Source organism: Microbacterium sp. 11MF (genome assembly GCF_000383475.1).
Lineage (GTDB): Bacteria > Actinomycetota > Actinomycetes > Actinomycetales > Microbacteriaceae > Microbacterium > Microbacterium aquilitoris.
The window spans coordinates 142,039-154,183 of sequence record NZ_KB911461.1; the positions used below are offsets into that span (position 1 = coordinate 142,039).

Below are 12,145 nucleotides of genomic sequence, written 5' to 3' on the forward strand. Positions count from 1 at the left end.
CCTCAGGCGGTCTCGAACAGGAGCGCGAACGACGCGTCGCGGGCCGGCAGGCGGTGACGCGGCAGCACGCCGGGGCCGCACGTCGCCGTCCCGACGCCGGACTGCGCGATGTCGATCGACACGTGGGTCGCGGTCGGCGTCGGCAGGAGCGACGCGTGCGACGTCGTGCTGAGGGTCGTCCGGTCCCACGGTGACACGGTCAGGGCGACGCCCGCGTCGAGGGCCTCGCCGCCGACGACGCTCACGCGCACGCCTCCCTCGGTGGTGCGGATGACGGCGGTCCGCACACCGCGTCGCGATCCACTCTCCTGCGGCCGCACGTGCGGGGTGACGAGGTCGTCCGCGTCGGCCTCGAACCAGCCGAACTGCACGCCCGACGCGGTGTCGGGGTAGCTCGGACCGGGGCCGTACCCGGCGAACTCCATGCCGACGGGCGCCCCCGCGAACGTCACGTCGATGCCGAGTCGGGCCCAGTCGACGGTCCACGAGAAGGGCGCCTTCTCGATCCAGGAGTTGTCCCACGAGCCGATGCTGCGCAGGTCCAGCTCCAGCAGCAGCCCTTCGGGAACGGTCGACCAGCGCCACAGCGCGTCGACGCCGCTGTCGAACGAGGGCGCGCCGACGCGGGTGTCGGCGACGAGGGCCGTGGCATCCGATTCGACGCTCCGGACGCGGGTCTGCATCCGGTCGATGCGCGCGAGAGCCCAGCGTTCCGCCATCGGCGGGAGCGTCGGCTCGTCCCACCCGGGGAAGAGATCGTTGTCGGTCGGCGCGCGCCAGATCCCGATGCCCGGTCCGTCGACGACGCCGAGCGAGCCGAGACGCAGGGGACGGCCGCGGCGATCGAACTCGTCGGGCTCGGGCGCCGACGCCTGCCCCACGCGGGGAGTGCCGGCGGCGACGTGCTGACCGGTCGCGACGACGTGCCCGGCCGACGCCCAGCTCGTCCCGTCGCGCAGCACGGCGTCGACGGTGAGGACGTCGGCCACGGTCGAGCCCGACACGACGCGGGCCTCATCGGGGAGGGGCACCTCGGCTCGCTGGCGCGGTCCGACGGCAGGAACGGTCAGCTCACCGTGCGCGACCGTCTCGCCGTCGACCTCGCGCCGCCACCGGAAGGCGAGGTGGCTCGTGTCGACGTGGTCGTAGCGGTTCTGCAGCCGGATGCGGCGACGCGCGGCATCCACCTCGATCACGACGGGCGCGACGATCGCGGCGTAGTCGACGAGGCCGGGGCGCACATCGCGGTCGGCGCTGATGAGGCCGTCGATGACGAAGTTGTGGTCGTGGACGGACTCGCCGAAGTCGCCGCCGTAGCGGAAGGCCCGGCGGCCATGCTCGTCCTCGACCGCGATCGCGTGCTCGATCCACTCCCAGATGAAGCCGCCCGCCAGGCGTGGGAACCGCTCGTAGAGGTCCCAGTACTCCTTCACCCCGCCCGGGCTGTTGCCCATGGCGTGCCCGAACTCGCAGTGCACGAAGGGGAGCGACCGGCGCCGCAGCTCGGCCGCGCCGATGTCGGCGGGCGCGATCTCATCGGCCTCCTCGCCGATCCGCCGGACCTCGTCGTGCGAGGCGTACATCCGCGAGTACACGTCGGTGTCGCGGCTCGAGTGATCGCCCTCGTAGTGGATGAGGCGGGTGCCGTCGTTCTCGCGCACCCACCGCGCCATCGCGCGGATGTTGCAGCCCGCGCCCGACTCGTTGCCGAGCGACCACATGATCACGCTCGGGTGGGTGCGGTCGCGCGTGACCGTGCGACGGATGCGGTCGACGAAGGATGCCTCCCACGCCGGGTCGTCGCTCGGGTTGCCGCGCCACGACACGTACTCGTACTCGTGCGTCTCGAGGTCGCACTCGTCGATGACGTACAGGCCCAGCTCGTCGGCGAGGTCGAGCAGCTCGGCGTGCGGCGGGTAGTGGGACGTCCGGACCGCGTTGATGTTGTGCTGCTTCATCAGGACGAGGTCGCGGCGCGCCAGCTCGGTCGTGTGCACCCTTCCGCGGTCGGGATCGTGCTCGTGGCGGTTGACGCCGCGGAGCATGATCGGGCGACCGTTCAGTGTCAGGACGCCGTCGTCGGCGCGGACACGGCGGAAGCCGATGCGCACCGACACGGTCTCGGATGCCGTGCGGAGGGTCGCGGTGTAGAGGCGCGGCGTCTCGGCGGACCAGGCCTCGACCCCGCCCGCGTCGACCGTGCTGCGCCCGGCGGGGACGCCCTGGCGGACGCCGAGCTCCGCGATCTCGAGCACGGCGTCGGCCGAGGTGGCGACCTCGACCGCACCCCGCCCGGTCTCGTGGTCGAAGTCGCCCGTGACGACCGCGTCGTCGATGCCGCCGACGGGGCGGGCGAGCAGGGTGACGCTCCGGAAGATGCCCGGCAGCCACCACATGTCCTGGTTCTCGAGGTAGGTCCCGTCCGAGAACTGCGCGACGCGCACGGCGACGACGTCCCCGGTGCCGGTGAGGTGGTCGGTGACGTCGAACTCGTGCGTCAGGCGGCTGCCCCGGGTCGAGCCGAGGCGCGTGCCGTTGACGAAGACGTCGGCGGCCGACTCGATCCCGTCGAAGCGCAGGAGCACGCGGCCCCCGGCATCCGTCACCTGTCGGATCGCGTCGTCGACGTCGATGCGGCGCACGTAGTCGCCGACCGGGTTCTCGTCGGGCGGATAGGGCGGGTCGATCGGGAAGGGGAACTGCACGTTCGAGTAGGCCGGGGTGCCGAACCCGCTCATGTTCCAGTGGGCGGGCACGGCGATCTCGTCCCACCCGTCCGTGTCGCCGGCGGTCCAGTCGTCGTGCGGTGCGAGCGCGGGGGACGGCGAGAGGCGGAACCGCCAGCGGCCGTCGAGCGACTGGGTCGGAGCGTCGGACGTCAGGCGCGTGCGGGGAGCGATCGATCCCTCGCCGGGCCCGATGCGGGCGACGTCGAAGACGGGCGCGCTCATCGGGCGGCCTCGACGGGAAGCGATGCGGGGCTGAGGCGCGAGGCGGCTGCGGCGTCGAGGACGAGCGTCACGTGACCGTGGCGCTGCAGGAAGGATGCCGGGAGCTCCGCGGTCTGCGGCCCCTCGACGGCCCGCGCCACGGCGTCGGCCTTCGACTCGCCCCACGCGATCAGGACGATCTCGCGCGCGTCGAGGATCGTGCCGATGCCCTGCGTCAGCGCTCGCGTCGGGACGAGCCCGGCGTCGCCGTCGAAGAAGCGGCTGTTGTCGGCGACGGTGCGCGGAGCCAGGTCGACGACCCGTGTGCGGGAGTCGACGGCGGAGCCCGGCTCGTTGAACCCGATGTGGCCGTTCGCGCCGATGCCGAGGATCTGCAGGTCGACGCCGCCGGCGCCTGCGATCGCCGCCTCGTACCGTGCGGCGGCCGCGGCGGGATCGGCGGCGGCGCCTTCGGGGACGTGCACGCGGGCGGAATCGAGGCCGAGCGGCCCGGTCACCTCGCGCGCGATGACGGCGTGGTAGCTCTCGGGGTGGTCGACCGGCAGGCCGACGTACTCGTCGAGCGCGAACGCCGCCGCCCGCGAGAGGTCGAGACCCGCCTGCACGCGGTCGGCGAGCGCGCGGTAGAGCGGCTGCGGGCTCGACCCGGTCGCGACGCCGAGGACGGGAGCGGGTCGGTCGGCGACGGACGAGGCGATGATCGCGGCGGCGATCTCGCCGGCGCCGGCGGCATCGGGGGAGAGCAGGATCCTCACGAGAGCACCTTTCGGGGGGACGGGGCGTCGGAGTGGGCGAGTGCGAGCGCGAGCGCGCCCGCGACGGGGGGTTCGTCGAGGACGTGCAGACGGAGGGCCTCGTCGTGGCGCTGCAGGTCGGCCCGCAGCAGCTCGGCGAGCAGAGGTTGCGCGGTCATGACGCCGCCCGCGGCGATGACGTCGGTGCCCTGCGCGCCACGGCCGCGGATCGCCGTGACGGCGTCGGCGAGATGGGTGGCGGATGCCGCGATCACTCCGTGCGCGATCGTCGATCCGGCTGCGGCCGCGTCGAAGACCTGGGGGGCGAAGCCGCCCCACGAGGCCTCGCTCGCGCTCGCCTGGAAGCGCAGCGCGAGGTCGACGTGATCGAGGGCGTCGAAGGCGGCGAGGAAGCGCGCCGCGAGCGGGTCGCTCATCGCGCTCGCGCCGTCGCGGTCGACGGCGCGCAGCAGGGCGACGGCAGCGCGCCGCGAGATCCCGGGCGCGCTCGCGTCGTCGGCGATGAGCCAGCCGTAGCCGTCGGCCGTCACGGGCTCCCCGTCGACGTCGAAGCCGACGATCGCCGAACCCGTCCCCGCGATGACGCAGACGGCCGCCTCGAGCCCCATGGCCGGGGCGAGGAGCACGGCGTCGTTGACGACCGCCACGACCCCCGGCATCCGATCGCCGAGCAGAGCCGTGGCCTGGTGACGCTGCCGGGTGCTGTCGATGCCGTGGGCGCCGACGACGGTGACGGCGGGCGCGGTGCCGACCGTGTCGGTCACGAGCCGGGCGAGGCGGTCGAAGTTCTCGGCGTCGTCGAAGATCGCGCCGACGCGCCAGATTTCGCTCGGGACGATGCGGTCGACGACCTCGCCGTCCACGAGGGCGCGCAGCTGCGTCTTCGTGCCACCGACGTCGACACCGACGATCGCGTCGGGGGTCGGGTACCGGATCTCAGGCAAGGTAGACCGCCCCTTTCACATGGTCGATGGTGAGCTGGCCGATGCCGACGAGGGCCGCGTCCTCGCCGAGCGCCCCCACGACCAGCGCGGGAGGACGGGGGATGCGGCCGGCCAGCCGTGACGCGACGCCCTCGATGAGCCGGTCGGTCCGTCGCGGCAGGCGCCCGGCGAGGATCACGACACGGCAGTCGAGGATCACGGCCAGAGCGGCGACCGACATCGCGATGTGGTCGAGCAGCCGCTCGGCGCGGGCGTCGTCGCCCTGGTCGAGGACAGCCATCGTCGAGGCGTCGTCAGGCGATCCGGCGCCGAGCGCGAGCACGCGCGTCTCGAGATCGCCGCCCGTGCCCTGATCCTGTCCGAACGCCGTCGGGTCGGTGATGAGGTAGCCGATCTCACCCGCGGCGGAGCCCGCTCCGCGCACGAGGCGGTCGCCCGAGACGATCCCGGCGCCCACGCCGATCCCGAAGACGAGGGCCGCGAGGTCTCCGGTGCCCTGCCCGGCGCCCCGGGTCCACTCGCCGATCGTGACGGCGTTGGCGTCGTTCTCGACGACGACGGGGAGTCCCGTGCGCCGGTGCATCAGATCGCGGATGGCGACGCCGTTCCAGTCGAGCTCGACCGAGTCGCTGACGGCGCCGTCGGTGTCGACGACACCCGGCACCGATACGCCGATGCCCTGCGCGGGCGTCCCGAGCTCGGCGGCCGTTCGGATGAGCCTGTCCGCGAGCCGGCCGATGCCGTCGAGTCGAGAGGATGCCGACGGCATCCCGTCCTCGCCGCGAAGGGATTCGCGGGCCTCGTGGCGGATGTCGCCGTTCAGGTCGATGAGCGCCCCGCGGGCGACGGTCGCGGTGACGTCGAGGGCGACGACGGTGCGCGCCTCGCCGAGGGGGCGGTACCGGTGCGTCGGGCGACCGACGCCGCTGGCGTCACGCTCCACGGCGAGGAGCCCGTCGGCGACCATCCGGGCGCACAGGCGGTGGACCGTCGCCGAGGCGAGTCCGGTCGCCTCGATGAGTTCGGCGCGGGTGAGGGAGCCGCCGGCCTGCAGGGCGTCGAGGATCGCGGTGCGGTTGATGCGGGTGACGTCGGCGTTGGTCGCCGTGCCCCTGCTCGCCGCGCGTTCGCCGCTCATCATTCCCCTGACGCCCTTTTCGTCTTACTCTGAGATAAAAGCAGACGGATGCCGCTCCCGCAAGACCACCGGCACCGTCCCCGACATCGGAGCAGCCGTGGCCCCCATCCTTTCCCCGTCCACCGAGTCCCTCCGCGCGGCGGGAAGGTTCGGCCTCGGTGCCGCACCCCTCGGCAACCTGTTCCAGGAGATCGACGACGCCGAGGCCACGGCGATCGTCGACGGCGTCTGGGACAGCGGCATCCGCGTCTTCGACACCGCTCCCCACTATGGACTCGGCCTCAGCGAACGACGCCTCGGCGCCGCGCTCGCCCGCCGACCGCGCGACGAGTTCGTCCTCTCGACGAAGGTCGGACGGCTGCTCGAACCCGACCCGAGCGGTGCGGGGCGCCTCGACGACGAGGGGTTCGTGGTCGAGGCGACGACCCGGCGCCGGTGGGACTTCTCGGCCGACGGTGCGCGCCGCTCGCTCGAGTCCTCGCTCGAGCGGCTCGGGATGGACCGGGTCGACATCGTGCACCTGCACGATCCCGAAGGGCGCGTCGACGAGGCGATCGATGGAGCGCTCCCCGCCCTGGTCGCCCTCCGCGACGCGGGCGTCATCTCGGCCGTCGGCGTCGGGTCGAAGGACCCCGCCACCCTCACCCGCATCATCGAGACCGACATGGTCGACGTCGCCATGGTCGCGGGGCGGTACACGCTGCTCGAACAGCCCGCCGCCGCCGACGTCCTGCCCGCGGCGCTCGCGCACGGGGTCGCGGTGATCGCGGTCGGCGTCTACAACTCGGGGCTGCTCGCGACCCCGCATCCCGATCCCGCCGCCCCCTATGAATACGGCACGGCGCCCGAAGCCGTCTATCGTCGAGCTGTACGGCTCGCGGACGCGTGCGCGGCGCGCGGAGTGCCGTTGCCCGTCGCCGCCCTGCACTTCCCGTTGCGGCATCCTGCCGTGGTCAACGTGACGGTGGGGCTCGGCAAGGCATCGCACGTCGCGCAGACAGCCGGATACATGAACGAGCCGCCGACCGAGGACTTCTGGCGCGGCCTCGCAGAGGAGGGCCTGGTGCCCGAGGGAGAACGATGACAGAGCACGTCCTGTGGTACCGCCGACCCGCGGAGACCTGGAACGAGGCGCTGCCCCTCGGCAACGGTGCGCTGGGGGCGATGTGCTTCGGAGGTGCGACCGACGCCCTCCTGCGCCTGAACGACGAGACGCTCTGGTCGGGAAGCCCCGCGAGCGAGCTCGTCGCGCCCGTCGTCACGGCGGATGAGGCGCGCGACGCGCTCGCCGAGGCCCGCGCCGCCGTCGCCGACGGGCGTGAAGAGGATGCCGACCGTCACGTCCGCCGCCTGCAGCACCGCCACGCGCAGTCGTTCCTTCCGTTCGCCGACCTGCGCCTGCGCATCGACGGCGCGACCGCCGACCAGGTCGAGGACTACCGTCGCGAGCTCGACCTGGCGACGGCGACCCACGTCGCCGCCGGCACCCGCGCCGGCGCGGGGCTGAGCCACCGCACGTGGATCAGCGCCCCGCACGGCGTGCTCGTCCACGAGCTCGAGAGCGACGAGCCGATCGACGTCCGCGTCGAGCTCGAGACGCAGCTGCGCGAACTCGGCCGCGTCGAGATCGACACCGCCACCACCCTGCTCGTGCAGGCACCCTCCGACGTGACGCCCCCGCACGACGAGGTCGACGAACCCGTCGTGTACGAGGACGACGCCGCCTCGGTGCGGGGAGCCCTGCACGCGCGCATCGTCACCGACGGCACTCCCGTGCGCGGCGGACGCGTGCTGCGCGCGACCCGGGTGACCGTCGTCCTCGCGACCGCGACGACCTTCACCGGTATGGGACGGATGCCGGCAGGCACCGAGCGTGCCGCGGCCCGCCGCGCGACCGAACGTGTCGACACCGCGATCGCCGCGGGTCTCGACCAGGTGCGGGCGGCGCAGCTCGCCGACCACGCGAGGTTGTACGCCCGGGCCGAACTCGCGATCGGCGTCGCGGCGGACCCGGAGCGCGACACCGCCGAGCGCCTGCGCGACCTCGCCGGGGCCGACGGGGGCGGCGCGGTCGACATCGGCCGCGACCCGGGGCTCGCCGCCCTCCTGTTCCACTACGGCCGGTACCTGCTGATCTCGTCCTCGCGACCCGGGGGACTGCCCGCGACCCTGCAGGGCATCTGGAACGAGGACCTCCGCCCCGACTGGAGCTCGAACTACACGACGAACATCAACGTCGAGATGAACTACTGGGGCGCCCACACCGCCAACCTCAGTGAGGCCGAGGAGCCGCTCCTCGGCCTCATCGAGGCGCTCGCCGACAGTGGCGCCGAGACGGCGCGACGGCTGTACGACGCCCCCGGCTGGGTCGCCCACCACAACACGGATGCCTGGGGCTACACCCAACCCGTCGGTGACGGCGTGCACGACGCCGCCTGGGCGTTCTGGCCGATGGCGGGCTTCTGGCTCTGCCGGCACCTCGCCGAGCGCGACGCGTTCGGTGTCGCCGACGAGGCCGAGCGCCGCCGCGCGTTCCGTCTGCTGCGGGGGGCGACCGCCTTCGCCCTCGCCTGGATGACGCGGGCCGAGTCGGGCGAGCGCGGCACCGCGCTGTCGACGTCGCCCGAGAACACCTTCCGCACCCGCGACGGTGGTTCGGCTGCCGTCGCCGAGTCCGCCACCCTCGACATCGTGCTGCTGCGCGCGCACCTCGACGAGTTCCTGCGCCTCGCGCACCACCTCGGCCACGAGGACGATCCGCTCGTCGCCCAGGCGCAGGACGCCCGTGCCGGACTCCCCGAGATCCCGATCGAGGACGGTTCGATCGCCGAGTGGCCCGGCGGCCGCGAGGCCGTCGACCCCCATCACCGGCACCTGTCGCCGCTCGTGTTCGCCTACCCGGGGACCGAAGCCCTCACGCCCGAGCTCGGGGCCGCGGCATCCCGCTTCCTCGATCTCCGCGAGGACGAGTCCACCGGATGGTCGCTCGCCTGGAAGATCGCCCTCCGCGCCCGGCTCGGGCAGCCGGATCGCGTCGCGGACCTGCTCGCGCTCGTGTTCCGCGACATGTCGATCGACCGCGGCGACCAGTCCGGCGGCCTCTACGACAATCTCCTCGCGGCCCACCCGCCGTTCCAGATCGACGGCAACCTCGGGTACGTCGCCGGCCTCGCGGAGTGCCTCGTCCACTCGCACGGTGACGCGATCACGCTGCTGCCGTCGTGGCCGGCGCCGCTCGGAGCCGGTTCCGTGCGCGGTCTCGTGGCCCGTCCCGGTGTCGAGATCGACCTCGCGTGGGATGACACCGGTGCGGTGACCTCCGCCCGCGCGCGTGCGCGCGTCGCTTCGGCGCACGGCGAGCACACGTTCCGAGCGGGCGAGCGCGAGATCGAGGCGACGCTCGACGACGCGTGGAGCGTCCTCATCGGCGAGTGATCGGGTTCGCACAGCGCGTGTCGGGAATGCGCGCCCGGCGCATGCGTTCTCCCGGCGTATGACACACGTAGGAATCATCGGAGCAGGTCACATCGGTTCGGCTGTCGCGCGCGGTCTCGTCGCGCAGGGGCACCAGGTCGCGATCAGCAACTCGCGCGGTCCCGAGACGCTCAGCGATCTCGTCGCCGAACTCGGTGAGAACGCTCAGGCCCTGACCGCGAAGGATGCCGCAGCCTTCGGCGAGTGGGTCGTCGTCACGATCCCCCTGAAGGCCATCGACGGACTCCCCGTCGACGAGCTCGCCGGCAAGTTCGTCGTCGACACGAACAACTACTACTGGGAGCGCGACGGTCACATCGCCGAGCTCGACGAGAAGAAGACCACCACGTCGCGCATGCTGCAGGAGCGCCTGCAGCAGTCGACCGTCGTGAAGGGCTTCAACCACATCCCCGCCGCCGACATCCTCACCGACGGCGCCCCCGCCGGCACTCCCGGCCGCCGCGCGCTGGCGACCTCGAGCGACTCCGCCGACGCCGTCACCTTCATCACGAAGATCTACGACGACTTCGGCTTCGACACCGTCAACGTCGGCGGCCTCGACGAGAGCTGGCGCGTCGAGCGCGACCAGCCGGCCTACGTCGTGCGCCAGACCGCCGACGAGCTGCGCGAGAACCTCGCCCGCGCGGAGCGCTGAGCCCCGGCGTCCCTCGTCGACCCGACGCGACCTGCGTCCATTCGCGGTGAATGGATGCCGGATGCGTCGGGTCGACGCGTTCGCGGGAGCTGCCGCGGTCAGCGCAGGTGCGCCGGCCGCGGCAGCTTCACGAAGAGCATGAGTACGAGGCCCACGACCAGCACGATCGCGATGCCGAGGATGCCCCAGTAGGTCGCACCGAAGACGGCGATGAACAGCGTCCACATGCCCGGAGCCAAGAAGCTGACGACGCGTCCGGTCGTGGCGTAGAGGCCGAACACCTCGCCCTGCATGTGCTCCGGCGTGACGCGGGCGAGGAGTGAGCGCGTCGACGCCTGTGCAGGGCCGACGAAGGCGCAGAGCGCGAGCCCGAGGATCCAGAACGGGAGCTTGCCCGCGTCGTGCAGCAGGAACACTCCCAGCGCCGAGACGACGAGCCCCACGAGCGACGTGAGGATGATCGCGCGGGCGCCGTACCGATCGTCGAGGCGGCCGGCGAGGACCGTCGAGATGCCAGCCACGAGGTTGGCGGCGATGCCGAAGAGGATGACTTCGTTCGGCGAGAACCCGAATGCCACGGCCGCGAGCACACCGCCGAAGGCGAAGACGCCGCCGAGGCCGTCACGGTAGACGGCGCTCGCGAGCAGGAACCACGCCGTCGGTCGGTGCGAGCGGAACAGGTCGCGGATCGAGCGGAAGAACGCCCGGAACCAGGCGGCGAATCCGAGCGGCGGCTCACCCGGGGGAGCCGGCGGCTCGGGGACGTTCCGGAAGAGCGGGATCGCGAAGACGATCGTCCATACCGCGCAGCCGACGGCGATCAGGCGGTAGGCGAGGCCGCCCGACGTGTCGAGGCCGAACCACTCGACGGCGTTCAGGACGACGACCGCGACGAGGGCCAGGATGCCGCCGATGTAACCGAGTCCCCAGCCGAGGCCCGACACCTTGCCGACGGTGCGCGGCGTCGAGACGCTCACGAGCAGGGCGTTGTAGTTGACGCCGGCGATCTCGGACGCGACGGCACCGAGCGACACGAGGATCGCGCCGAGCCAGAAGTACGACGGGTCGGCGAAGACGAAGAACAGGCTGAACTGCAGCAGTGCGAGGAGGGCCGTCGCGATGAGCAGCCACCGCTTCTTGCGGCCCTTGCGGTCGGCGACCTGTCCGAGGATCGGCGCGAGCAGCAGGATCGCCAGTCCCGCGATCGTCGACACGAGTCCGTAGCCGGTCGACAGGTCCGCCAGAGCAGACTCCTTGATCGGGTCGTCGTCGGCGAGGCGGGCGACGTTCTCGGGCAGGAACGTGTCGGACACGAGGTACAGCGACACGAAGACGAAGGTCAGGATGACCGAATTGAAGGGCTGCGTGGCCCAGTCCCACATCGCCCAGGACGCGACGTTCCTGCCAGGGACGGGACGCTCCTCGAGGTCCTGGAACATCACGGGGAGGGCGCCGCTGTCGGCGGTGGCGGGGATCTCGGGCGTCCCGCCGGTGGAACGCGTCATGAGCCGCACCCTACCGCGCGTTCACGGCGCGCCGGTGACGTGGCGCGTCAGGCTTCCCGCGGGGGATCCCAGACCACGGGTGTGACGGTGCCGTCGCGCCAGTCGCGGCGGAGGACGCTGTAGGCGACGGATGCCAGCAGTCGCCCGTCATCGGTCGGCCACCCCTCGCGGTAATAGGCCTCCTGCACCCAGCCGCAGCGGACGAACACCCGCCGCATCGCGATGTTGTCCTCCCGTGTCTGCCCTTCGAACCTGTTGACCTCGGGCATCGTCGTGAAGACGTGGTCGGTCGCCACGCGCAGGACGTCCACCGCGAGCCCGCGGCCGCGGTGCGCGGCATCCAGCCGCAGATCGAACAGGGGAGCGTCGTCGCTGAGGTCCTCGAGCCGGAAGAACCCGATCCGGCCGTCCGTGTCCGAGTCGATCCAGAACGAGGCGTGATCCTCGTCGGCGTACGCGCCGTCGTCGATCGCCTCTGCGATCTGCGCCGCCGTGGGATCGGTCCGCACGTGGAACGGGAACGACTGCGACGTCATGAACGAGATCAACGCCTCGCGGTCGGCGCCGGTGGGATCGAGGGGCGTCAGGCGGATCGGCATCCGTCCACGCTAACGGCGATCGCGATCACGCCGAGCCTGCAAACTTGATATGTATCGGCTCAAGTTGGTTTGACGGTCGGCGAGGGCCGGAGTAGCCTTGAGTCATCGCGGCTCAGGTTGTGGC

The 12,145-nt window shown here is 72.3% G+C and carries 9 protein-coding genes; 3 read left to right on the forward strand and 6 right to left on the reverse strand.

From position 1 onward, the window contains the following. Positions 1–2: 2 nt before the first annotated feature. From H286_RS0112785 to H286_RS0112800, 4 genes are read right to left on the reverse strand one after another with little or no spacing between them, the layout of a single operon-like run. Entirely contained in the window at positions 3–2,951 is a 2,949-nt protein-coding gene (locus H286_RS0112785) for a glycoside hydrolase family 2 TIM barrel-domain containing protein (protein WP_020098462.1), read from the reverse strand. After that, on the reverse strand, positions 2,948–3,706 hold the full coding sequence (locus H286_RS0112790; RefSeq protein ID WP_020098463.1) for a glucosamine-6-phosphate deaminase: 759 nt from the start codon (positions 3,704–3,706) through the stop codon (positions 2,948–2,950). Before H286_RS0112790 ends, H286_RS0112785 begins: the two co-directional genes overlap by 4 nt. Next, entirely contained in the window at positions 3,703–4,650 is a 948-nt protein-coding gene (locus H286_RS0112795) for an N-acetylglucosamine kinase (protein WP_020098464.1), read from the reverse strand. Before H286_RS0112795 ends, H286_RS0112790 begins: the two co-directional genes overlap by 4 nt. Further along, a complete protein-coding gene (locus tag H286_RS0112800) occupies positions 4,643–5,788 on the reverse strand; it encodes an ROK family transcriptional regulator (protein ID WP_231370968.1) in 1,146 nt (381 codons plus the stop codon). Before H286_RS0112800 ends, H286_RS0112795 begins: the two co-directional genes overlap by 8 nt. Before the next feature lie 97 nt (positions 5,789–5,885). Between H286_RS0112800 and H286_RS0112805 the strand changes: the two genes are divergently transcribed. Genes H286_RS0112805 through H286_RS0112815 form a run of 3 tightly spaced genes read left to right on the forward strand, consistent with a single transcriptional unit; the run spans position 5,886 to position 9,917 of the window. After that, positions 5,886–6,872 (forward strand): aldo/keto reductase, encoded by a 987-nt coding sequence (locus H286_RS0112805; protein ID WP_020098466.1) that lies wholly within the window; start codon positions 5,886–5,888, stop codon positions 6,870–6,872. Continuing rightward, positions 6,869–9,223 (forward strand): glycosyl hydrolase family 95 catalytic domain-containing protein, encoded by a 2,355-nt coding sequence (locus tag H286_RS0112810; RefSeq protein WP_020098467.1) that lies wholly within the window; start codon positions 6,869–6,871, stop codon positions 9,221–9,223. Before H286_RS0112805 ends, H286_RS0112810 begins: the two co-directional genes overlap by 4 nt. Further along, entirely contained in the window at positions 9,120–9,917 is a 798-nt protein-coding gene (locus tag H286_RS0112815; protein ID WP_442852496.1) for an NAD(P)-binding domain-containing protein, read from the forward strand. Before H286_RS0112810 ends, H286_RS0112815 begins: the two co-directional genes overlap by 104 nt. A gap of 98 nt (positions 9,918–10,015) precedes the next feature. Here H286_RS0112815 and H286_RS0112820 read toward each other — a convergent pair whose 3' ends face one another. Together H286_RS0112820 and H286_RS0112825 are read right to left on the reverse strand one after the other, a co-directional pair. Beyond that, positions 10,016–11,422: an MFS transporter gene (locus tag H286_RS0112820; RefSeq protein WP_020098469.1), complete on the reverse strand. Its 1,407-nt coding sequence runs from the start codon at positions 11,420–11,422 to the stop codon at positions 10,016–10,018. Between the two features lie 47 nt (positions 11,423–11,469). Next, a complete protein-coding gene (locus tag H286_RS0112825; RefSeq protein ID WP_020098470.1) occupies positions 11,470–12,021 on the reverse strand; it encodes a GNAT family N-acetyltransferase in 552 nt (183 codons plus the stop codon). Positions 12,022–12,145 lie beyond the last annotated feature (124 nt).

Coding starts and splice junctions, on each gene's coding strand:
- H286_RS0112810 (WP_020098467.1), top strand. CDS start 6,869: ATGACAGAGCACGTCCTGTGGTACCGCCGACCCGCGGAGACCTGGAAC.
- H286_RS0112800 (WP_231370968.1), bottom strand. CDS start 5,788: ATGAGCGGCGAACGCGCGGCGAGCAGGGGCACGGCGACCAACGCCGAC.
- H286_RS0112825 (WP_020098470.1), bottom strand. CDS start 12,021: ATGCCGATCCGCCTGACGCCCCTCGATCCCACCGGCGCCGACCGCGAG.
- H286_RS0112820 (WP_020098469.1), bottom strand. CDS start 11,422: ATGACGCGTTCCACCGGCGGGACGCCCGAGATCCCCGCCACCGCCGAC.
- H286_RS0112785 (WP_020098462.1), bottom strand. CDS start 2,951: ATGAGCGCGCCCGTCTTCGACGTCGCCCGCATCGGGCCCGGCGAGGGA.